Source organism: Acinetobacter sp. P37, from assembly GCF_057480965.1.
The window spans coordinates 1-21,786 of sequence record NZ_JBLIYY010000008.1; the positions used below are offsets into that span (position 1 = coordinate 1).

The following is a 21,786-nucleotide window of genomic DNA, read 5'->3' on the forward strand; positions in this document are numbered from 1 at the left end:
GAACTCAGAAGTGAAACCTCTTAGCGCTGATGGTAGTGTGGGGTTACCCATGTGAGAGTAAGTCATCGCCAGCTCATTATTCGAAACACCCCCTGATATCTCAGGGGGTGTTTTTTTATGCGGGGAAAAAGGGAAAGTTATCAAAATAGAAAAATAATAAGAGAAGCAAATTCAAAAAATAGGAAAACGAGAGATATTTAAAAAGAAGAAAGCTAAACAGCGCAAAAAATTTACATCAAGGTAAGCCTATATTCTTTATAGTGAAGTTCAGTCTCCAATGTATAAAAAGAATAGGATGTACATATGCTCCAAAATCTCGATGAAGTCTCTATTTTAGAGATATTGCAGCAACGCTTTGAGGAAAACATGCAGCGTCATCCAGAATTGCTTTGGGATGATGTAAAAAAACAATTGATTGCACAGCCCTCAAAACTAAAAATTTTAATCCAAATGGAAAATACAGGCGGTGAGCCAGATATTGTGACGCTGAATCGGCAATCTCATGACCTGATATTTTATGATTGCAGCTTAGAGTCGCCAAAGCTTAGACGAAGCTTATGTTATGACCTTGATGCCTTGGAGAACCGGAAGGATCATCCTCCCAAAAATAACGTTATAGATATGGTGCGAGACATCGGTGCTCAGCTGCTGACAGAAGAGGACTATCGTGCGTTACAGCAAGTTTTTCATTTCGATTTAAAGACTTCGAGTTGGATCGTAACGCCAGCGGATATTCGGCAAAAGGGCGGGGCACTGTTTTGTGATCGACGTTATGATCATGTATTTAGCTATCATAATAGCGCGCAGTCATATTATGCGTCTCGTGGATTTCGCTGTAAGCTAGTGATTGCTTAATCTCAGTGCTATCAAGGTATTTAAAACAATCAAGAGCGTTAAAGTGAGCTTTTCTAAAGATGTAATTGCGTTTGTTTTTTAGACATTTAAAATTTTTCTAAACTAAAGATAGAAATAAATGATGGTGTGTCGTTCTGAAGTTTAATGAAAGAATAGAAGAATTAGACCTAAAAACTAGGATATTATGATTTAAAAAAATCAGTTAAATAATCATATATTGATAATGTTTAATAATTAAACTAAAACATGAAAAATAACACAATTAACATGCACTTATAAGCAATTCGATTTATTAAACATACGTCTAATATCCCTAGAAATTACTGTTCCGTATATTCCGTGGCTGTTGAATTTTACTTAAAAATTCAATGAATGTTATGGACAAGTACTCATGGGAGATGAGAACGATGACAACGGAAAAAATAGACATAAATTCTGTAGTCGATAAGGCTAAATTTACCCCGTTCCACTTCAATGTAGTGGCTTGGTGCTTATTGATTATTTTATTTGATGGCTACGATTTAGCGATTAATGGCGTGGTTTTACCATTATTGATGCAAGACTGGGGCTTAAGTGCAATGCAAGCGGGGATGCTTGCCAGTACTGCGCTCGCAGGGATGATGTTTGGTGCCATGTTCTTTGGTTCTTTAGCAGATAAGATTGGCCGTAAAAAAGTCATCATGATCTGTATCGTTTTATTTAGTGGTTTGACCTTTGCTGGTGGTTTTGCGTCGAATCCAACAGAATTTGGTATTTTGCGTTTCTTGGCTGGTTTAGGGATTGGCGGTGTAATGCCTAACCTTGTGGCTTTAACGTCGGAATACGCGCCGCAGAAGATGCGTAGTACACTAGTAACGACGATGTTTAGTGGTTATGCAGTCGGTGGTGTGATGGCGGCACTTTTAGGTTCATGGTTCACCCCTGATTTTGGTTGGCAAATCATGTTCTTTATTGCGGGTATTCCACTGTTCCTTTTACCTGTCATTTGGAAATTTTTACCAGAATCTTTGGCATTTATGGTGAAAGAAAACAAACAGGAAAAAGCCCGCAGTATCGTGAAACGCTTAGCGCCTGAAGTGAAAGTGACTGAAAACACATTGTTCACTTTACCGCAAGAAAATGTACCTGAAGCTGCTAACGTGGTGAGTTTGTTCCGCCGTGGTCGTGCCGTAAATACATTGCTGTTTTGGGTGGCGTTCTTTACGTGCCTATTGACCATGTATGCGCTAAGCAGCTGGTTACCAAAACTGATGATGGCAGCCGGTTATTCTATGGATAACAGCTTAATGTTCATGATGGTCATGAACGTGGGCGCAGTTGTGGGTATTGTGGGCGGTGGTATTTTGGCTGACCGTTTCCATTTAAAACCTGTGTTGATGGTTTTGGGTATGATGGGCGCGATTGTGATGAGCTTGATGGGCTTCCAGTCTAATCAGTTCTTGCTATACATCTTGGTGTTCTTGGCAGGTGCTGCATCTATTGGTTCGCAAATGCTGCTGTACAGCTATGTGGCGCAGTATTACCCACTTGCTGTACGTTCGACGGGTATTGGTTGGTCTTCTGCGATCGGTCGTATGGGCGCGATTGTAGGGCCGATCTTGATTGGTGGTTTGCTCGGTATGAACTTACCTGCGCATTTCAACTTTATGGCGGTAGGTTTACCTGTACTGATTACTGCGATCGCGGTTGCATTGATCACGCATGAAAATGACAGTGATAAAATTGATGTTAAAGAGGCATCTACAGCCAAAGCTTAAGTTGTGATTCTTTAAAAAGAAAAGCCTCCGTAAGGGGGCTTTTTTTTGGTTATTTAAAATGCTAATAAAATAATTATTTTATATTTTCTAATATTCTATATTTATAAGTTTTTAAAAAAGATATAAAAACTTAACTATGACTATTTTATGGGGGGAGAGATGGAGTTTATTGAGCAAATTAAAGAAGTAATGAAGGAATCGCGAAAAGAAATGCATGTTGATCAAATAGCAGAAGCAATCGTAGCGAAATATCCTCATACTCAGCAGCATCTAGATGTTTTATCTAAGAAAATCTCTTCGATACTTTCAAAGGATATTGACAAATATAAAACAAAATCAGAGTTCACAAAACCAAAAAATTCTAAAGGTGCTCCAAGACGGGGAATTTACAGATTAAAAATCAAAAAAGTTGTACCTGATATTGTTCCACCGCCACCTACTGTTAATGCACTGTATACGGGCAAGGCTGGTGAATTTGCAGTGATGGCTGAATTATTATTTTTTGGATTTAATACATCATATATGGCTGTTGATGATGGTATTGATCTTGTCGCAGCAAAAGATAATAAATACTTTCATATACAGGTTAAAACAGCCAATATATCTGAATCAAATAATCAGTATAGATTCACGATAAATCAGAGATCTTATGATTCAAAGGATGCATCATCTACTTTCTATATTTTTGTATTACGATCATGTAATGGTCCATCTTATGTAAATAATTATATTATTCTTCCAAATAGTGATATCAGTCGATTACTGGAATCTGGAACTATTACACAAGCGGCTAAATTATCCATTCGTATTGAACGCGATAAAAATGGAAAATATTTATTAAATTCAAAGGAAACTGTGAATTACGCTTTAAATAGATTTGATAAAATTCGTTAAATAAACTGATTTATATGACCAATTCTGCCATGGTCATTAATTGACAAGCGATATTTATAGAAATTACAAATAGGTATTATGATCATGCAATTTAATTCTATCTCCCCAATCCCTGAAGATGATGAAGAACTGCATCTGCCTGAACTGGTGTACTGGGCATCTTTAGGTGAACTCGCAGAAGTCGAAAAATCATTGGCAAATGGCACAGACGTAAACTCTGCCGATGACGAAGGCTATAGCGCACTGCATGCAGCCGCAGAAAATGGCTATTTAGACGTAGTGACGCTGTTGGTAGGCAAAGGTGCAAATGTACAGCATAAGACCCAATACACAGCATTAGAGCTTGCAGAAATGGCAGGCAATGATGATGTAGTGGCATACTTAAAAAATTTGTAAGCCATACATCTTATAAAGTAGATTCATAAAATACCCGCATGCAATATGCGGGTATTTTCATTTTAGAATTATTGTTGCTGTTGCTGTTGCTGTTGCTGTTGCTGTTGCTGTTGCTGTTGCTGTTGCTGTTGCTCAAGCTCCTGCTGAATCGCTTGATTAAACGCAGGCAAGTCATCTGGACAACGAGAAGTAATGAGCACCCAACCGCCCGTATTACAGCGGTGCACCTGCTCATCGACCCAATGTGCACCCGCATTTTCCAAATCCAAACGAATACTTTTATAAGACGTCAGAGTTTTATCACGAATTCGTTCAGCATTAATCAGCGCCCAAGGACCATGACAAATTGCAGCAATAGGTTTTTGATGGTCAGCAAAGTTTTGAATAAGTCGCAGTGCATCTTCATCGATCCGTAGATGATCTGCATTGACAGTTCCGCCTGGAATTACTAACACATCATAGTCTTCAGCATTTACGTTGCTCAATTGGGCATTGGGTTGAACTTCAGCTTCGACCTTTTTGTCGGCTTTTACTGTTTGGACAACCGCATGTTTAATAGCGGCATGAATGGCTTCAATTCCCTTTTCATTTAAATAATTTAATGGTTGGATCAGCTCGTCATGTTCAACACCGACATTTGACGTTATCACTAAAGCTTTTAAAGTCATGATTGACTCCTTGCAATGAGGATTGTCTACCACGCTAGCAACTTGACGGATTTGGGTATGTAATAATTTCGCAGGAAACTGTAAGAAGTTTTGACAGAGATGTTATGCGAAAGTTCTAGATTAGAGCGAACTTTTAAAAATCAGCTAGAAAAAGAAAACCCCAACATCCTGTTGGGGTTTTCTTCGTATTTCGTATTTTAGATACAACTCCATGTCATATCTCACGTCCTGATGCAGAAACTTATTCTTATTGTTTTGGTGTTTCGGAAACTTCCTGTTTCCTGATAACTGTAGATTAGGCCTGTTTGAATAAATTGAATAGCAGCAATTTTCTGCATGCCATGTAAGCCAAAACGTACAAAATTATTCTGTTACCTTTCCAAAGAAAAATCATCTGATTAATTGATTAGAATCAAATGATTATAAAAGGGAAGGGAACAGTAAATGAAACAATGCTTACAATATTTTCGAACGCCTAGCCTCATCGTTGGCATCCTGATGACAGCCGCATGCCATGCGGAAAACACCACAACTACAGCACAAGATCAAACACCAAGCCAAGCTCAAAAAACGGCACAAATCCAGCAAGAACAGCGCTTTAAAATACAAAAAATCGCTCAATTTAATGAGCCTTGGGCCATTCAGTCGCTCACAGATGGACGCTTATTGCTGACAGAAAGAAAAGGTCAACTGATCATCTTTTATCCGCAAAACCAGCAAAAAATACAGGTGAAAAACCTTCCTAAAGTTGCCTATGGTGGACAAGGTGGATTAGGTGATATTGCACTTGATCCACAATTTGAAAAAAATCATCAGATATATCTGAGCTATGCAGAAGCAGGACAGGGCGGTTATGGCGCTGTCATCGAAAAAGCCACATTAAACCTCAATGAAGCTGCACCAAGTTTAAAACAGCGAAAAATCATTTGGAGGCAAATTCCAAAAGTAGAAGGTCAAGGCCATTATTCACACCGAATGCAGTTTGGTACAGATGGAAAATTATGGGTGAGTTCGGGCGAACGTCAGAAGTTTGATCCTGCACAAGATCTGCAGTCAAATTTGGGTAAAGTACTGCGCGTAAATAGTGATGGAACACCTGCTATAGATAATCCATTTCAGACCCAAGGCGAAGTTGCCAAGCAAGTGTGGAGCTTCGGGCACCGTAACCCTTTAGGCATGGCATTTGATGCAAAACAGCAGCTTTGGGTGGCTGAGATGGGCCCGAAAGGCGGTGATGAGTTAAATCTTGTGCAGCGTGGGAAAAACTATGGCTATCCGCATGTGTCGAATGGCGATCATTATGATGATCAGCCGATTCCTGATCATCATACTCGGCCTGAATTTGAAGCGCCTGCCATCAGTTGGACACCGGTGATTTCACCGTCAAGTTTGATGTTTTACCAAGGGCAAAAGTTCCCGTTGTGGAAAAATAAAGCGCTGATTGGTGGCTTATCTTCAGAAGCGATTGTGATTGTTGATACAGAGCTTAAACCTGTCCAAGAAATACAACGAATTGCCATGCCACAGCGTATTCGAGGACTCATTGAAGCCAAAGACGGCAGTATTTGGGGCATTGAAGATGGAGAAAAGGCATGGTTATTCAAAATTGAGCCGAAATAGTGGCTAAAAAATAAACAAAAAATTCAAAAAATAAAAAAAAGCCCCTACGGGGCTTCTCACATACAGGCCTACACGAATTTTAAATCTGTTAGCTAAGCCGCATAGTGCTCATCGGCATTAAATGCATTGGCTTGAATTTGAATCAATTTACGATTTCCCTGTTCTCCATTCATCCGCCAATGCGCAATTTTAATATTATCGACGATCGCAACATCACCTTTATGCCACTGTAAAAGCAGGGCATCTTTATACATCGCATCAAAAAATTGCTGCTTTTCGGCATCGTTCCATTCAATTTGTTGACCTTCTGGCGTGTAAATTTCCCATATTAGTTGCATGCCGTCAGCCGTTGAATCGATTTCAATCTCCCCGCGATTTTCAAAGCAATTTTTGGCCGCCTGATGGGCAAATGAATTGGTATTATTGGCAAAAGCCCACGGCTGAATCACATGCTTTTTCGTATCGGGGTGATGAATCACCAGTGGCGAACGCTGCAAGGTCAGTTTGGCTTTTTTATCTTGTCGAATCTCTAAACTAAACGGGCTCTTTTTCAGCAATAATCGGTCAAATAGTCCCACCTCACGTGCCGAAACATAAGAAAAATGGTTCCATGCGCCGAGATATTTTTCCTGTAAATGTTTCGGAAAATTCTCCCAAATTTGCTCTAAGTTATTGAACCCAGTTTCTGCCAAATACGTCGAAGGTTCCTGACAGAATAAGGCGATATAACGCGAGCGTTCTGAGCGCACGCCACCTTCAACATGCGGGCCTTGTACCGAGTTTTCGACTGGACCCAATTGCACTGTGTTGCGGTCGATATAACGACGGTAGTCACCTGCGCCGAGCAATTTCTCGCTGTATTTTCGCATCCAAGATGCAACCCAGCTGGGCATATTGGGGTTAAATGCATTCCATGGGGTAAACTGGAAATATTGTTCAATCAGTTGGTTAAATTGTTCGGGTTGCTCGATGTTAAAACCACGAAACAGTAAGATGCCATTTTCATGGATTTGTTGTAAAAGCTCTTGTCGATGCGCGCCAATATATTGTGCAAGATCTTGCGGGCTATTGTGTTCTGGAGCGGCATGAAAAATGCGGGTAAAACTATTCAGTTGTTGCTGTTGCAATTGCATAGGTCATTCTCTAATTTTTTAATTCAATTTTTATTGTTGTCGCCTAATCCCTAAGCGCTGACAGTTCGAGCTGCTGAACTCGCAGCCGTTATTCTGTCTAAATTCTCTGCCGATTATAAGTACAGTTTTACTGTTGCGATGTAAGTATTGTTGATAAATTGCGATTTTTCGACGAATAGAGTGCGATCGTTGAATGAATGACGACATGAAAAAAGCCCTCGACATCCTATCGAGGGCTTTTTAGATTCATTCTAAAGATATGACTCCTGTCATACCGATCAGCGTTCCTGCTGCATGTGCATTATTTATTTTTATTGCAAGACATCCTGTCTCTGTATGTTCTTACTATAGGCGCGTTGCTGTTGAGGCTACAGGCGTAAATACTGCAAGTGCTGTAGGTAAATGCCTACAGCAGAACGTCGCTAAATCCTGCTAGTGTAGTGATCTAAATAACAACAATGAGTTTCGCGCATGCCTGCAACACAAATCGATATACGGATGCAATACAGCATAGAACAAGAACAACAGCTGATAAATACTGTTTTTGACGCCTTACAATAGAGTTTTCAACTGCTTCGATATGACCGCAATATACGTTTGCAAGTGCATGCGCCACATCGGTTTCAGGTATGTGATCATTTGACGCAGCCTGAGCGCTTTACACATATCACCATTGATTGTTTTGCGGGACGAACCGTAGCAACCAAGTGTAAGTTATATCAAATGCTCGTGCAGAATTTGGTGGAATTTGGCATTCCGGCCGACCATATCATCATTACCTTATGTGAAAGCCCCCAAGAAAACTGGGGGATTCGAGGTGGTCAAGCCGCTTGTGATGTTGATTTAGGTTTTCAGGTGGATGTTTAGTCTGTGCAAATACATGGATTGTTGCTTTCACGGAGCCTAAACGAAAAAAGCCCCGACATCATGTCGGGGCTTTTTCGGATTCATTCTAGCGGTATAACTCCTGTCCTACCGTAAGCTTCCTGCTCATTGTCTTATCATTGTTGTTTTATGTTCAGTGACATCCTGTCGCTGTATGACCTTAATATAAAAGTAATCCAATAACGTGAATAGTGTCTATTATCTGCATCTAATGTAAGCCAAAACGTACAACACCTAAATTATCATTCTGTCCGTCGCGTCAATGTATTGCACAGCATCTAGGCTCTAGACCACTAGATCTATGCATCCAAATTGATCTAAACCGCTTTTAAAACAGCAGGAAGCTAGTTTTGAAGTGACAAAAAGCTTTATCAGCGGTGTTACATATTTTTGCGATTAATTGGTTGAATGGTGAACTAATTTATCAGACATTAAAAATTCATAATGAAAAATATACAGGGAATAAGATCGATGCTAAGAATACTTACACAACAACGGACGACATCAAAACTTCAGCTCGCATTAGGCTGCGTCATTGCGCTTAGTGCTTCAGCAAGTTGGGCAGCATCTCCACAAGAGATTAAGCAAATTGCGGAAAGTCAAAAGCAAAGTTATTTAGAGACCTTGAAAACCTTGGTCAATATTGAATCCGGCAGTAAAGATATTGAGGGTTTGAATCAAATTGCTAAGGTGGTCGCAGAGCAATTAAAAGCCACAGGGGCTGAGGTGAACGTGATTCAGCCCAAAGACATCATGAAACTCGATGGTGCGCCAGATCAGACAGGGCCGATTGTAAAAGCGGTACTGAAAGGCAAAGGTAAAACGAACATTATGTTGTTGGCACATAATGATACGGTGTATCAAAAGGGCCAATTACAAGGTCAACCGTTTCGTATAGATGGTAATAAAGCCTATGGTTTAGGTATTTTGGACGACAAGCAAGGTGTTGCTGCAGTGATTCATGTCTTGGATATGCTGAAACAGCTGAAGTACCAAGATTACGGCACCATTACGGTGTTAATTAATTCAGATGAAGAAATCAGTTCACCCGGCTCGCGCCAATTGATTATGGATACAGCTCAAAATCAGGACGTTGTCCTCTCCTTTGAAACCGGTGGTTTAGAGGGAAGTTTGATGTTAGCCACTAGTGGGATTGGTGCGGCTTATTTAGATATTAAAGGGCGGGGTTCGCATGCGGGGGTAAAACCTGAAGCAGGGGTCAATGCCTTGACAGAACTGGCTTTTCAGATTCAACAATTAGAAAATCTATCCAATCCGAAAACGGGTTTAAAGCTGAATTGGACTGTTGCGACGGCTGGAAAAACCCGAAATGTGATTCCTGACCATGCGACAGCGCAGGCAGATGCTCGTTCCTTAAAACCACAAGATTTTGCTGAGTTGGAAAAAACCTTGAAGCAAAAAGTCAAAACCAAAAAATTGGCGGAAAGTCAGGTCGAGGTCAAATTTGAAGTCCGTCGACCACCTTTAGAAGCCAGTCCACAAGCCAAAAAATTGGCCGCGAGAGCCCAGCAGATTTACACAAACGAATTAAAGCTGCCGATGAAAGTTGAAACGACCGCTTGGGGTGGTGGTACTGATGCCGCTTTTGCTGGGGTTAGTTCGAGAGCCGCGATCATTGAGGGACTAGGCATGTCAGGTGATGGATTACATTCAGATAAAGCTGAATATATTTTGACAGATTCTATCGTACCGCGTTTGTACTTGGTGACGCGTTTAATTGTGGAGAGTTCTAAAAAGTAATCGTATCCGATTGGGTGAGATCTAATGAGCCATTGCCCTGAGTTTGGTTGTGGCTCATGTTAGAGCTATTCTTATGTAGCATTTGAAATGAAAAAAGCCCCGACATCCTGTCGGGGCTTTTTCGGATTCATTCTAGCGGTATAACTCCTGTCCTACCGTTAAGCTTCCTGCTCATTGTCTTATCATTGTTGTTTTATGTTCAGTGACATCCTGTCGCTGTATGACCTTAATATAAAAGTAATCCAATAACGTGAATAGTGTCTATTATCTGCATCTGATGTAAGCCAAAACGTACAACACCTAAATTATCATTCTGTCCGTCGCGTCAATGTATTGCACAGCATTAAGGCTATCGACCGATAGAACTATTGACCCAAATCGATCTAAACCTGTTTTAAAACAGCGGGAAGCTGGTTTTCATGAGATTAAAATCTTCATCAGCGGTGTTACATATTTTTGCGATTAATTTGTTGAATGGTGAACTAATTTATCAGACATTAAAAATTCATAATGAAAAATATACAGGGAATAAGATCGATGCTAAGAACACTTACACAACAACGGACGACATCAAAACTTCAGCTCGCATTAGGCTGCGTCATTGCGCTTAGTGCTTCAGCAAGTTGGGCAGCATCTCCACAAGAGATTATGCAAATTGCGGAAAGTCAAAAGCAAAGTTATTTAGAGACCTTGAAAACCTTGGTCAATATTGAATCCGGCAGTAAGGATCTTGAAGGCCTGAATCAAATGGCCAAAGTGGTGGCAGATCAGTTGAAGAATGTCGGTGCTGAAGTGAGTGTGATCGAAAGTACAGATATTTATCGCATGGACGATACACCTGAGAAAATGGGACCAATAGTTAAAGGGGTATTGAAAGGTCAAGGTAAAAGTAAAATCATGATGATCGCGCATATGGATACGGTTTATGAACGGGGAATGCTTAAAAACCAACCGTTTAAAATTGACGGTAATCAGGTCTATGGCTTAGGTATCATTGATGATAAACAAGGGGTAGCTGCAATTTTGCATGTTTTGAATACCCTTAAAAAATTGAATTATAAAGACTATGGCACGATCACTGTTTTGATGAATTCAGATGAGGAAATCAGCTCACCTGCCTCACGTAAGTTGATTACAGAAACAGCACAAGCTCAGGATGTGGTGTTGTCTTTTGAAGGGGGCGGTAAAGATGGTAACTTACGTCTGGCAACCAGTGGCATTGGCGCAGCCTATTTAGAAATTAAAGGAAAATCTTCACATGCCGGTGTGAAACCTGAGGCAGGGGTGAATGCACTCACTGAGCTCTCTCACCAAATCGCACAAATGCAAAATCTATCTGATCCTAACACTGGGTTAAAGCTGAATTGGACTGTGGCGGAAGCGGGTAAAACACGCAATGTCATTCCAGAACATGCTGCTGCACAGGCGGATGTCAGAGCACTACGTGTCCAAGACTTTGAGGCCGTGGAAAAAACGTTAAATGAGAAAATCAAAAATAAAAAGTTATCAGATAGCCAAGTCAGTGTGAAATTTGAAGTCCGCCGTCCACCGTTGGCTGTAAATGATGCCTCTAAAAAGTTGGCTGAAAAAGCGCAAGACATCTATAAAAATGAGTTAAACATTCCATTGACTGTTTCTTTGACTCCAACAGGAGGCGGTACTGATGCTGCTTTTGCTGGAGTAAAGTCGAAAGCTGCTGTAATTGAGGGAATGGGATTATCAGGAGATGGGGCTCACTCAAGCAATGCTGAATATATTTTAAAAGACAGTATTATTCCGCGTTTGTATTTGGCAACACGATTAATTGTGGATGTGTCGAAAGCAAGATAATATTCTATATCGCAATGATTAGAAGGAGCCTACCTAGGTGGGCTTCATTATGATTAAGCATACAGAACGAAATGAAAAAGCCCCAACGTCCTGTTGGGGCTTTTTCGTATATTGCTAAGATTCAACTCCTGTCAAATCAATCGCTTCCTGCATGTTCCATTCTTTTTATTCTAGAAACTTCCTGTCTCTGTATGGTTTAACTATAAATAAGGTGCTTCAATTAGCATAGTGGTCAAGGACGCCATCTGCTGTAAGCATTTTCTTACATCGAACGCATGACATGAGTTAAGCACTGACATACTGCACCAATTTATCAAACACAGATTTAAGAGCTTTGTTATCAAACTCATTACCTTCAAAGGTTTCAGCACGGTTACGTGCGAAAATATCGCGAATCTCAACCACAGCATTCGAGTCAATCAACCCTAACTGTGTTGCCACCTGACGAATCTGATCGATCGAACGTGAACCATTGGTGCCACCATAGCTAACGTATGCCGCAGGTTTTCCGGCCCATTCTTTACCGAGGTAATCCAATGCATTTTTGAGCGCAGGGCTGTAGCCGTGGTTATATTCAGGGCTAATGAAAATAAATGCGTCACCTTGTGCGATTTTATCTGCCCATGCTTGTTGTTTGGGTTGGTCATAAATTCCTGTTAATGGCGGATGTGCGCCTGCAAAAATTGGCAGATCCCATTCTTTTAAATCGACAATTTCAGTTTCTACGGTACTGTAGTCATAGCTTTCGATTTCTGAAAGTAGCCAGTTCGCAATCTTAATTGCCGTACGGCCTTCGCGGACACTGCCGACAATAATATGAAGTTTCATCGTATTTCCCGTCTTGTTTTAAAGTCTTGCATTAAATTAATATGAAAACGGTCCGTTGCATATACAGAAAATGTATCGAGTCGATTGATAGTTATAAAAATAGTGATAAAAAAAGCTCCCGAAGGAGCTTTTTATTTGCTGAAACTTAGATCAGTTTTACGCCTTGTTGACCGGCAGGGGTCACTTTGAAAATTTCAACTTCAAAGGTGATATTTTTACCAGCTAGAGGATGGTTGAAATCCACTTCGGTAATGTCTTCACCGACGGTTTTGATCACCCCATACAGACTTTGTTTGGCTTTATCTTCAAACTCAATCATATGGCCTTCAACAGGACGTTGCTCAAATTTGACAGTATCAAACTTTTGTACGTTTTCTGGGTTCCATGGACCAAAAGCATCTTCAGGAGGAAGGCTTACGGTACGGCGGTCACCTGCACGTAAACCGAATAAAGCTTTCTCAAAACCCGGTAATAAGCTGCCATCACCCATGACAAGGCTGACAGGTTCAGCACGGCTACGGGTATTGTCAATTTCTACGCCATTTTCAATAGCAACAGAAAAGTGAAGGTCTACTTTAGAGCCTTCTTCAATACGAGTTTCCTCGTTAGGATTGATAAAATCAGTCATTTTGCGCTTCCGCACGTTGAATTCGGTGTTTTTCTAAGAAAAACGTATCGATAAGAAGCAGAATCGTGCCTAAAGTAATGGCACTGTCTGCAATATTAAATGCAGGAAAGTGACTGTTGTTGTAATACACGTGAATGAAATCCACCACATAGCCTAAAGATACGCGGTCAATTAAGTTACCGATTGCGCCGCCTAAAATTAGGGCAATGGCAATCGGAAGGACTTTCACGTTTTTTGGCATACGCATGAGCCAAAATACAAAAATGACAGACACAAGTCCTGCGAGTGAAGTAAAGAAATAACGTTGCCATCCACCGGCATCGGACAAGAAACTAAAGGCAGCGCCATAGTTATGTAGTAATGTCCAATTTAAAAAGGGCATGACAGGTACAGGATCTGCGTAGTTCAGATGTGTACTTGCAATCCATTTGGTCCATTGATCCAAAATAATGGCAACAATGGATAAGCCCACCCACACTAAATTGTGTGGGTAGAATTGAAAGAAGCCCTTTTTTTCTTGTGGATTAGGCATATTTTCTCTCTTCGCCTTGACCTGTAGGAAGGTTAATAATACAACGAGAACAAAGACCTGGATGTTCATGATGTGTATTCACATCTGGCAGGACATGCCAGCAGCGTGCACATTTTTCACCATCAGCAGCAGAGACTTTGACATTTAAACCATCAAGGTCAGAGGCTTCACCTTGCGCTGCATCAAATTCATTGACAATCACTTGAGAAGTGATGAGGACAAAACGCAGTTCTTCACCGAATTTGTCTAAAACAGCTTTCAGCTCAGCATTGGCCCAAAGTTCAACTTTGGCAGACAAGTTTGAACCCACAGTTTTTGCAGTACGTGCAGCTTCAATAAACTTGTTCACTGCAGATTTGACAGTGATTAAGGTTTGCCATTCAGCTTCAGTCACCAGATTCGCTGTAGAGGCTACAGGAATGTCATACCACTCCGCAGTAAATACATATTTCTCAGATTGCTCTGGAATTAGCGGCCAAGCTTCTTGTGCGGTGAAACTCAAGATTGGAGACATCCAACGGACAAAGGCTTGAACCAAGTGATACAACGCAGTTTGTGCAGAATGACGCGCCGCAGAGTCGGCTTTGGTGGTGTACTGACGGTCTTTGATGATGTCGAGGTAGAAACCACCCAAGTCATTAATACAGAAGTTGGTCAATGCGCTGGTCACGATATGGAAGTTCATATCTTCATAGGCTTGCTGAATGGTTTTCTGTACTTCCGCAGCACGTTGCAAGATGTATTGATCAAGCGCGATCAATTGATCAACAGGCAAAGCATCCGTCGATGGTTTGAAGCCATTCAAGTTAGCCAACAAGAAACGCAATGTGTTACGGATACGGCGGTAACCATCTGATGCACGGCTAAAGATTTCTTTACCCGCAGTCATTTCATAACGGTAGTCTGCAGACGCGATCCAGAAACGTAGGCCATCTGCACCCATGTCTTTGATGATGTCTTGTGGAGTGATCACGTTACCGATCGACTTCGACATTTTGCGGCCTTTTTCGTCAACAACGAAGCCATGAGTCAATAAGCCTTTGTAAGGTGCGCGGTTATTAATCGCCATAGACGTCAACAATGAAGACTGGAACCAGCCACGATGTTGGTCAGAACCTTCAAGGTACAAGTCAGCAGGGTCTTGCAATTCTTCACGTTCACGCAATACTGCAAAGTGTGTTGTTCCAGAGTCAAACCAAACGTCTAGAGTGTCACGAACTGCATTGTATTGCTCTGCATCTGCACCGATAAACTCAGACGCATCACGGTTATACCAACCATCAATACCTTCTTGTTCAATCAGCTTCGCCACTTCTTCGATCAGCTCAGGCGTACGCGGGTGAAGTTCGTTGGTGTCTTTATGCACGAAGAATGGAATTGGCACGCCCCATGTACGTTGACGTGAGATACACCAATCTGGACGACCTTCAATCATCGACTGGATACGGTTTTTACCCCAATCCGGTACGAAGCTGATGTCATTTTCAATCGCGTTCAATGCACCTTGGCGTAAACCTTTTGCATCCATGCTGATGAACCATTGCGGTGTTGCACGGAAGATAATCGGTGTTTTATGGCGCCAGCAATGTGGATAGCTATGTTTGATCACCACATGTGCCCAAAGTTTGCCTGCTTCGGTTAAAGCAGCAATGATTTTTGGATTGGCTTTGTAGATGTGTTCGCCTGCAAAAATTGGCGCAGTTGGTAAATATACACCGTTGCCGCCGACAGGATTGTCAACTTTTAGGTTGTACTGTAAGCCAACTTTATAGTCGTCCACACCATGGCCTGGCGCGGTATGTACAGCACCTGTACCACTGCCGTCTGTGACATGCTCACCTAAGATTACTGGTACTTGGCGTTCAGCAATTAACGGATGTTGTAGTACTAGGTTTTCAAGTTTTGCACCAGCAAACTCAGCAATCACTTCAACTGCGTTAAAGCCATAACGCTGCGTTGCAGATTCAACCAATGATTTTGCAAGGATGAAGTTTTGCGCTGCTTTGTCTTCGCCAGTTGCTTTCACCAATTGGTATTCAAGCTCAGCATGTAGAGCAACCGCTTGGTTGGCAGGCATAGTCCAAGGCGTGGTTGTCCAGATTACGATATCTGTAGAATCGCTAACTGTAACACCTAGGCGTGCAGATAAATCAGCCAAATCAACAACGCTAAAACCAACGTCAATCGCATCTGATTTTTTGTCTTCGTATTCCACTTCAGCTTCAGCTAAGGCAGAACCACAGTCCAAACACCAGTTGACTGGTTTAAGACCCGGCTCAATATGGCCTGCTTTGGCAATTGCACCTAGTGAGCGCACGATGTCGGCTTCTTGTTTGAAGTTCATGGTGAGGTAAGGGTTATCCCAATCACCAAATACGCCCATACGCACGAAGTCTTTTTTCTGTAATTCGACTTGGGTGTAAGCATATTCACGGCACGCTTTACGGAAAGTTGATGCATCTACTTTTACGCCGACTTTACCGACTTTTTCTTCAACTTTCAGTTCGATTGGAAGACCATGACAGTCCCAACCTGGTACATACGGCGCGTCAAAACCGTCCATTACACGGCTTTTGATGATGATGTCTTTGAGGACTTTATTCACCGCATGGCCTAAGTGAATTTGGCCATTTGCGTATGGAGGGCCGTCATGAAGCACATATTTTTTCTTGCCAATACGCGATGCACGAATCTGCTGATAAATGTTGTCGGCATACCACTCTTCTAACCATTTCGCTTCACGTACTGCGAGATTTGCTTTCATCGCAAATTCAGTACCTGGGAGGTTTAGCGTGGCTTTATAATCCACTGCATTTTCAGGAGTTTGCTTATCGCTCATGCAAGTTGTCTTCCAAATTTATCAGCCCGTTGACTGACGCGTTTTACAATAAATAATCGGGGGTTTAAAAGGGGAAATGAGGGTGCTGACCTCGAAACTCAAGGAGCTTTTCGACGTCGTCATCAATTCCCGCTTTCAATGCTTCAAGCGAAGGGTAGTCCTTTTCGCCATGTAAAAAGTTCAAGAACGTCACCCGCATTAACAGGCCATACAGATTAGCAGAAACATCAGGAAAATGTACTTCTAATCGCCATTCAGGATGTTCCTGTTTAATCGCGGGACGCGTACCAACATGCCCTGCACCAAACAGGGCAGAGGGTGCATAACCTGCAACCCCTAATTTGTCAGTATTTTCGTTTTTTACTTTATCTGTTAAAGATTCGGTTTCACAAATGACATCGACTGCATAAATGCCATTTAAACAAGGTTTATGACGGTTTAAACGCACATTAATGGTAGGAAAATTAATCGTGCGACCGATTTGATCGCCATATTGCACACGACCTGTGATGCTATAAGGACGACCTAAAAGCTTTGCGGCATGGGCAAGGTCGCCTGCTTGTAATGTCTGACGAACCAGTGTTGAACTGACACGTTCGCCATCGACTTCGACATTTTGCAGGGCTGTAACTTGGAAGCCGTATTGGCGTAAAAATTCGCTATTGCCTTGACGGTTTTTGCCAAAGTGATGATCTTCGCCCAAAACTAAACTTTGTGTATTGAGTTTATTTTTTAAAATATCGGCAAATTCTTCAGCGCTGAGATTACGAAAGGCATTGTCAAATTTCGCCACCACAATATAGTCGACGCCCAGTTCAGTTAAATATTCGACTTTTTCACGTAGTGAACTGATTCGAGGTGGAGCGTCATAAGCTTTAAAGAATTCAAGTGGTTGTGGCTCAAAAATCATCACAGCTGTTTTTAAGTTTTGTTGCTGTGCTATGTCTTTGAGCTGGCTGACCATCGCTTGATGACCCAAATGTACGCCATCAAAATTGCCAATGGTCACGGCAGTTTTGGGGAGTTCTAAGTGGGGCGCTAAAGCATTTAGACGGAGCAGCTTCATGGGCGAATCAATTGTTGAAAATGTTTGAGGGTATATATTGCCATAATCTTCTGCGTTCGTCTTGTTGTTGTGTTTTTACTCAAGTTTTTTTATGCAGAGATGAACTTTTTATCAATAAAATAAATTATAAAAATAAATATTAATCAATTTTTCTTATTTAATGGTGTGCTTAAACTATAGACATTCCATTTTGATGAGCATCATGCGATGAAAATGCCATTTTATCAACTCCAGCATAAACAAGACTTGATTCGTCATTTCACCCCAAACTGGTTTACGGTGGTGATGGGCACAGGTGTGGTGGCCCTCATTTTACCATCTATAGCGTTGGCGCCGCAGTGGATGTGGTCCTTTGGAGCAGCGCTGTGGCAGATCAGTATCGTGTTGTTCATATTGTTTAGTGGGATGTATCTCAGCCGATGGATCTTATACCCACAAGAAGCCAAGCAGATTTTCCAGCATCCGGTGATGAGTTTATTTCTTGGGGCGATCCCCATGGCACTGGCAACCCTGATCAATGGCGCATTGAAATTTGGCACCACGCTGTACACTGAGTTTTTGGGCGTGAGCATCATCACATGGGCTGAATATTTATGGTATGTCGATGTGTTGATGGCAATTGCGATTGCATGGTGTGTTCCATTTCTGATGTTTAGTCGTCAGCAACATGCGCTGCAAGGCATGACTGCAGTATGGTTATTGCCGATAGTGGCTTGCGAGGTGGCTGCCAGTTCAGGCGGTTTATTGTTGGCGCATTTACCTGCACAGGCCCATGCTGTCCATATTTTGCTGGGGAGTTATTTGCTTTGGGGGATCTCAGTATTTCCAGCATTTGCCATCTTAAGCATCTTGTTGCTGCGTCTGGCTTTACATCAATTGCCAAGCAAGGAGATGGCAATCAGCAGTTGGTTGGCCTTAGGACCGATTGGGACAGGGGCTTTAGCGCTGTTACTTTTGGGAGAGCAAGCCCCACGTATTTTGACAGCAGTAGATTTGGCTGATTTGGGACAAGTATTACTTCAAGGTGGCGTGTTCGCAGCCCTTGTTCTACTCGGATTTGGTGTATGGTGGTTTGGAATCGCTATACTCATCACACTAAAACATTTACGAGATTTACCCTTTAATCTCGGGTGGTGGGCGATGACGTTTCCATTCGGCGTTTTTAATTTGGCGGTCATCAATTTGGCGAAACAAACGCAGTTACACGCTATTGAACAGTTCAGTACTTTTTTTGCAGTATTGCTCTTTACGCTTTGGATATTGGTAATGCTGAAAACCATACAAGGGTTTTATCGCGGCACCTTATTTTTTTCTCCGTGTTTAAAAGCGTATTGTGATGCTCTGCGCGCATCTTAATTGATGTCGGGTGAATGTAAATCCGTTGAAGAAAAATATAGCGCGTTGGCTTTGACGGATTTCAGCAAACAAATATAGAGCTTGTGCAAGCGTGTGATGCAGTTACGTTATTTTGCTATCCAAGCAAAACATTCATGTATAAAATTTGCGCGTATTTTCGAGAGATCAACAGGCTTCGAGATATAAACTTGCTTGTAGTGTAGGTGCTAGAGTAAGGATTATGGATTAAAACAAAAAAGATAAAAATAAGGATCGAATTATGTGTAATCAAACCAGTTTTTGGGATGATGCCAAAGGATTATTAGAAGAATGGTACGTCGCTTGTACCTCTAAAGAACTCAAAAAAGATCAGCCTTTTTCAGCCACCCTGTATGGTAAAAAAATTGTTCTGTTCCGACAAAAAGATGGAACAGCTGCTGCATTGCTCGATCAATGTGTACATCGTGGCGTGCCTTTGTCTCAGGGTAAAATGACTGATGGCTGCGTGACGTGTCCATATCATGGCTGGTCGTATCAGGGTGATGGCCATGTGGCGCATATTCCCAGTGTCAATGGGCAGTTTTTTCCAGAAAAACCGCATCCCTTTAAACAGCGTAGTTTTGATGTGTGTGAGCAAGATGGGGTGGTATGGATTTATCTCGGTGAAAAGCCAAAACAAGAACGCCCAGAAATATTTAAATTACCATTTTATGATCAAGCTGGTTGGGTCAGCTACTACATGGTCGGCAGTTATGATGGCGAGATGGGCGCTGTTGCACAGAATATTATGGATGTGACTCATACCATATTTGTGCATGAAGGCTGGTTTCGTTCAGAGTCGGGAAAAGCCGTGGATGCCACCATAGATGTGGGGCCGCGCAAAGTAGTCGTTGACTACCATGACCATGATGCAGATGTCGGCATGATGCCATGGCTGACCAATCCGCATGGTGCAGAACAAGTCCACCGCGACAGTTTTATCGCGCCGAATATTACCTTGGTGGAATACCATTGGGGAGAGCCATCGGGCATGGTGTTTAATAGTCTGATTAGCCCTGTGGGGCCGTATGAGTCAAGGGTTTATACCTGTGTTAGTTATAAATTTCCGATTCCAAAATTGCTGTCTAAGGCATTGATGCCGGCTGTGAATGCCTATACTTGGGTGGTCAACAAACAAGACATTAAAATTTTGTCAGCGCGAAGAGCGGGCATCGAGCATATGCCAATGACCCATTCACATAGTGTGAGAGGGGATATGGCACATATTGCCTTAGAGAAGATTTTAGATGCCTTACGTCACGACCAACAATTGGCACCATCTTTTATTGGCAAACGTCCGATGCAATTTCAAATTTGATAGCAGTTGAATCTGCTTGAGGAGTTTATTTTTCTGAGCAATGTGATTTTTGAAGCTGATTTTTTCTGCGCACGTGCAAATGTATGCTATATGAAGGCATCAATTTGAGGAGACCGCTATGCGTCAGCAAATCGCTTTAATTATGGCACTGCCGAGTGAATCTAAAGGCTTGTTTGAAGCCGCAGGCATTGAAGTACATTACAGTGGTATTGGTAAAGTCAATGCCGCATTTAAAGCCTTTGATGTGATTCAAAAAACCGGATGTCATACTTTGCTGAATTTGGGCACTGCGGGAAGTTCACATTTTGATGCACATGCTTTGGTTGAAGTAGCTCAATTTGTACAACGGGATATGGATGTATCGCCTTTGGGTTTTGATGTAGGGGTGACCCCGATGGATACCGATCATCCTGCTGAAATTCAGCCAGAGAGCATGTTTAGTCATTTACCTAAAGGAATTTGTGGTACAGGCGACAGCTTTGAAACTGGGCTGCCGAAAGTACCGTGTAATCTTGTCGATATGGAAGGCTACGCAATCGCTAAAGTATGTAAAAAACTGGGTGTTCGCTTTGTGTCGGTAAAATATATTACCGATGGTGCGAATGACACAGCACATCTGGATTGGGAAGAAAATTTATTATTCGGCGCAAAGAAATTATTGGAATTATATCAAACAGTAAAATAAGGCATTTAGCTAATTTCGGTCGGCGACCATAGAATGCTATGGTCGTATGCCAATTCGACCCAATTCAATTTACTTTTCTGGGCGTGGAATTACACCGTAAAGCATCATATGAACGGTATGTTGAATAATCCGTTGTTGCATACTGCGATTACGTAAGGTTTTTCCAGTGACCATTTCCATTTGGGTTGCAAAGTCAGCATAGTTTTGCGTGATTGCCCAAATGTTCAGAATTAAAAGTTCTGGATCAATATCTTTTGAAATTTTGCCTTGTTCTTGCCAGTTGCTAATGACTTTGGCTTTGCGTTTCACTAATTTTTTTAGTGGACCTTTTAAAATTTCAAGAATGTGTGGTGCGCCCTGAATGACTTCAAGTGCGAACAAACGTGAGGCTTTCGGTTGGGTACGAGATACTTCAATTTTCTGCAATAGATAATTGGTGATCGCTTCTTCAGGCTCAAGGTCTGCTTCCAACATTTGTAGCGGAGCAAGCCACTTTTGTAGAACCGTTGTCAGAACTTCAACATAAAGCGCTTCTTTATTTTCATAGTAATAGAAAATATTCGATTTATGCATTTCTGCAATCTGTGCGATCTCATCCAAGCTGGCGCCATTGAAGCCATACAGGGAAAAGACATCCAGTGCTGCATTAAGCAACTGGTGGCGTTTCTGGGTACTCTTTTTTTGTTCCATTAGCTCTTTTAAGAAAATGAAAAGGGA

20 protein-coding genes and 1 rRNA gene are annotated in these 21,786 nt (G+C 41.8%); 13 read left to right on the forward strand and 8 right to left on the reverse strand.

The window, feature by feature from the left end; translation table 11 throughout:
* From rrf to AC25JC_RS08950, 5 genes are all read left to right on the forward strand, one after another.
* Window positions 1-74, forward strand: a 5S ribosomal RNA gene (gene rrf, locus AC25JC_RS08930); the annotation flags it as partial.
* A 229-nt stretch (window positions 75-303) separates the two neighbouring features.
* Window positions 304-855: a DUF4256 domain-containing protein gene (locus AC25JC_RS08935; RefSeq protein WP_486923886.1), complete on the forward strand. Its 552-nt coding sequence runs from the start codon at window positions 304-306 to the stop codon at window positions 853-855.
* Between the two features lie 407 nt (window positions 856-1,262).
* Window positions 1,263-2,612 carry an aromatic acid/H+ symport family MFS transporter gene (locus AC25JC_RS08940; RefSeq protein ID WP_486923887.1) on the forward strand — a complete coding sequence of 450 codons (1,350 nt, stop codon included), beginning with the start codon at window positions 1,263-1,265 and terminating at the stop codon, window positions 2,610-2,612.
* A 159-nt stretch (window positions 2,613-2,771) separates the two neighbouring features.
* The gene (locus AC25JC_RS08945; protein WP_180024683.1) at window positions 2,772-3,506 is read left to right on the forward strand and encodes a group I intron-associated PD-(D/E)XK endonuclease; all 735 of its coding nucleotides are present in this window, start codon (window positions 2,772-2,774) and stop codon (window positions 3,504-3,506) included.
* A gap of 84 nt (window positions 3,507-3,590) precedes the next feature.
* The gene (locus AC25JC_RS08950; protein ID WP_486923888.1) at window positions 3,591-3,902 is read left to right on the forward strand and encodes an ankyrin repeat domain-containing protein; all 312 of its coding nucleotides are present in this window, start codon (window positions 3,591-3,593) and stop codon (window positions 3,900-3,902) included.
* Window positions 3,903-3,970: 68 nt separating this feature from the next.
* Here the strand turns inward: AC25JC_RS08950 and AC25JC_RS08955 are convergent, their stop codons facing one another.
* On the reverse strand, window positions 3,971-4,570 hold the full coding sequence (locus AC25JC_RS08955) for a type 1 glutamine amidotransferase domain-containing protein (protein WP_486923889.1): 600 nt from the start codon (window positions 4,568-4,570) through the stop codon (window positions 3,971-3,973).
* 444 nt (window positions 4,571-5,014) lie between these two features.
* Here AC25JC_RS08955 and AC25JC_RS08960 point away from each other — a divergent pair, with 444 nt between their 5' ends.
* On the forward strand, window positions 5,015-6,190 hold the full coding sequence (locus AC25JC_RS08960; protein WP_486923890.1) for a PQQ-dependent sugar dehydrogenase: 1,176 nt from the start codon (window positions 5,015-5,017) through the stop codon (window positions 6,188-6,190).
* A 92-nt stretch (window positions 6,191-6,282) separates the two neighbouring features.
* Here the strand turns inward: AC25JC_RS08960 and AC25JC_RS08965 are convergent, their stop codons facing one another.
* Window positions 6,283-7,323, reverse strand: coding sequence for a TauD/TfdA family dioxygenase (locus AC25JC_RS08965; protein ID WP_486923891.1), 1,041 nt, complete (start codon window positions 7,321-7,323; stop codon window positions 6,283-6,285).
* 259 nt (window positions 7,324-7,582) lie between these two features.
* Here AC25JC_RS08965 and AC25JC_RS08970 point away from each other — a divergent pair, with 259 nt between their 5' ends.
* From AC25JC_RS08970 to AC25JC_RS08985, 4 genes are all read left to right on the forward strand, one after another.
* Complete coding sequence (locus tag AC25JC_RS08970; RefSeq protein ID WP_171263829.1) at window positions 7,583-7,759, forward strand: hypothetical protein; 177 nt, start codon at window positions 7,583-7,585, stop codon at window positions 7,757-7,759.
* A 134-nt stretch (window positions 7,760-7,893) separates the two neighbouring features.
* Window positions 7,894-8,190 (forward strand): tautomerase family protein, encoded by a 297-nt coding sequence (locus AC25JC_RS08975; protein WP_486923941.1) that lies wholly within the window; start codon window positions 7,894-7,896, stop codon window positions 8,188-8,190.
* Window positions 8,191-8,679: 489 nt separating this feature from the next.
* Window positions 8,680-9,969 (forward strand): glutamate carboxypeptidase, encoded by a 1,290-nt coding sequence (locus AC25JC_RS08980; protein WP_486923892.1) that lies wholly within the window; start codon window positions 8,680-8,682, stop codon window positions 9,967-9,969.
* A gap of 537 nt (window positions 9,970-10,506) precedes the next feature.
* The gene (locus AC25JC_RS08985; RefSeq protein WP_486923893.1) at window positions 10,507-11,799 is read left to right on the forward strand and encodes a glutamate carboxypeptidase; all 1,293 of its coding nucleotides are present in this window, start codon (window positions 10,507-10,509) and stop codon (window positions 11,797-11,799) included.
* A gap of 285 nt (window positions 11,800-12,084) precedes the next feature.
* On the opposite strand, the gene AC25JC_RS08990 is transcribed toward AC25JC_RS08985, so the two are convergent.
* The 5 genes from AC25JC_RS08990 to ribF all read right to left on the reverse strand — a co-directional run bounded on the left by AC25JC_RS08990 (window position 12,085) and on the right by ribF (window position 17,692).
* Entirely contained in the window at window positions 12,085-12,627 is a 543-nt protein-coding gene (locus tag AC25JC_RS08990) for an NADPH-dependent FMN reductase (protein ID WP_180024676.1), read from the reverse strand.
* A gap of 145 nt (window positions 12,628-12,772) precedes the next feature.
* Window positions 12,773-13,255, reverse strand: coding sequence for an FKBP-type peptidyl-prolyl cis-trans isomerase (locus tag AC25JC_RS08995; RefSeq protein WP_078190656.1), 483 nt, complete (start codon window positions 13,253-13,255; stop codon window positions 12,773-12,775).
* The gene (gene lspA / locus AC25JC_RS09000) at window positions 13,248-13,787 is read right to left on the reverse strand and encodes a signal peptidase II (RefSeq protein WP_078190655.1); all 540 of its coding nucleotides are present in this window, start codon (window positions 13,785-13,787) and stop codon (window positions 13,248-13,250) included. The genes AC25JC_RS08995 and lspA overlap by 8 nt, the downstream gene beginning before the upstream one ends.
* On the reverse strand, window positions 13,780-16,626 hold the full coding sequence (gene ileS, locus AC25JC_RS09005) for an isoleucine--tRNA ligase (RefSeq protein WP_486923894.1): 2,847 nt from the start codon (window positions 16,624-16,626) through the stop codon (window positions 13,780-13,782). Before ileS ends, lspA begins: the two co-directional genes overlap by 8 nt.
* A gap of 64 nt (window positions 16,627-16,690) precedes the next feature.
* Window positions 16,691-17,692: a riboflavin biosynthesis protein RibF gene (ribF, locus tag AC25JC_RS09010; protein ID WP_249680327.1), complete on the reverse strand. Its 1,002-nt coding sequence runs from the start codon at window positions 17,690-17,692 to the stop codon at window positions 16,691-16,693.
* 207 nt (window positions 17,693-17,899) lie between these two features.
* On the opposite strand from ribF, the gene AC25JC_RS09015 reads away from it, so the two are divergent.
* The 3 genes from AC25JC_RS09015 to AC25JC_RS09025 all read left to right on the forward strand — a co-directional run bounded on the left by AC25JC_RS09015 (window position 17,900) and on the right by AC25JC_RS09025 (window position 21,069).
* Entirely contained in the window at window positions 17,900-19,048 is a 1,149-nt protein-coding gene (locus AC25JC_RS09015) for a TDT family transporter (protein ID WP_486923895.1), read from the forward strand.
* A gap of 259 nt (window positions 19,049-19,307) precedes the next feature.
* On the forward strand, window positions 19,308-20,384 hold the full coding sequence (locus AC25JC_RS09020; protein WP_078193281.1) for an aromatic ring-hydroxylating oxygenase subunit alpha: 1,077 nt from the start codon (window positions 19,308-19,310) through the stop codon (window positions 20,382-20,384).
* 118 nt (window positions 20,385-20,502) lie between these two features.
* Window positions 20,503-21,069, forward strand: coding sequence for a 5'-methylthioadenosine/S-adenosylhomocysteine nucleosidase family protein (locus AC25JC_RS09025; protein WP_078190650.1), 567 nt, complete (start codon window positions 20,503-20,505; stop codon window positions 21,067-21,069).
* Between the two features lie 69 nt (window positions 21,070-21,138).
* On the opposite strand, the gene AC25JC_RS09030 is transcribed toward AC25JC_RS09025, so the two are convergent.
* Window positions 21,139-21,759: a TetR/AcrR family transcriptional regulator gene (locus AC25JC_RS09030; RefSeq protein WP_078190649.1), complete on the reverse strand. Its 621-nt coding sequence runs from the start codon at window positions 21,757-21,759 to the stop codon at window positions 21,139-21,141.
* Between the last annotated feature and the right edge of the window lie 27 nt (window positions 21,760-21,786).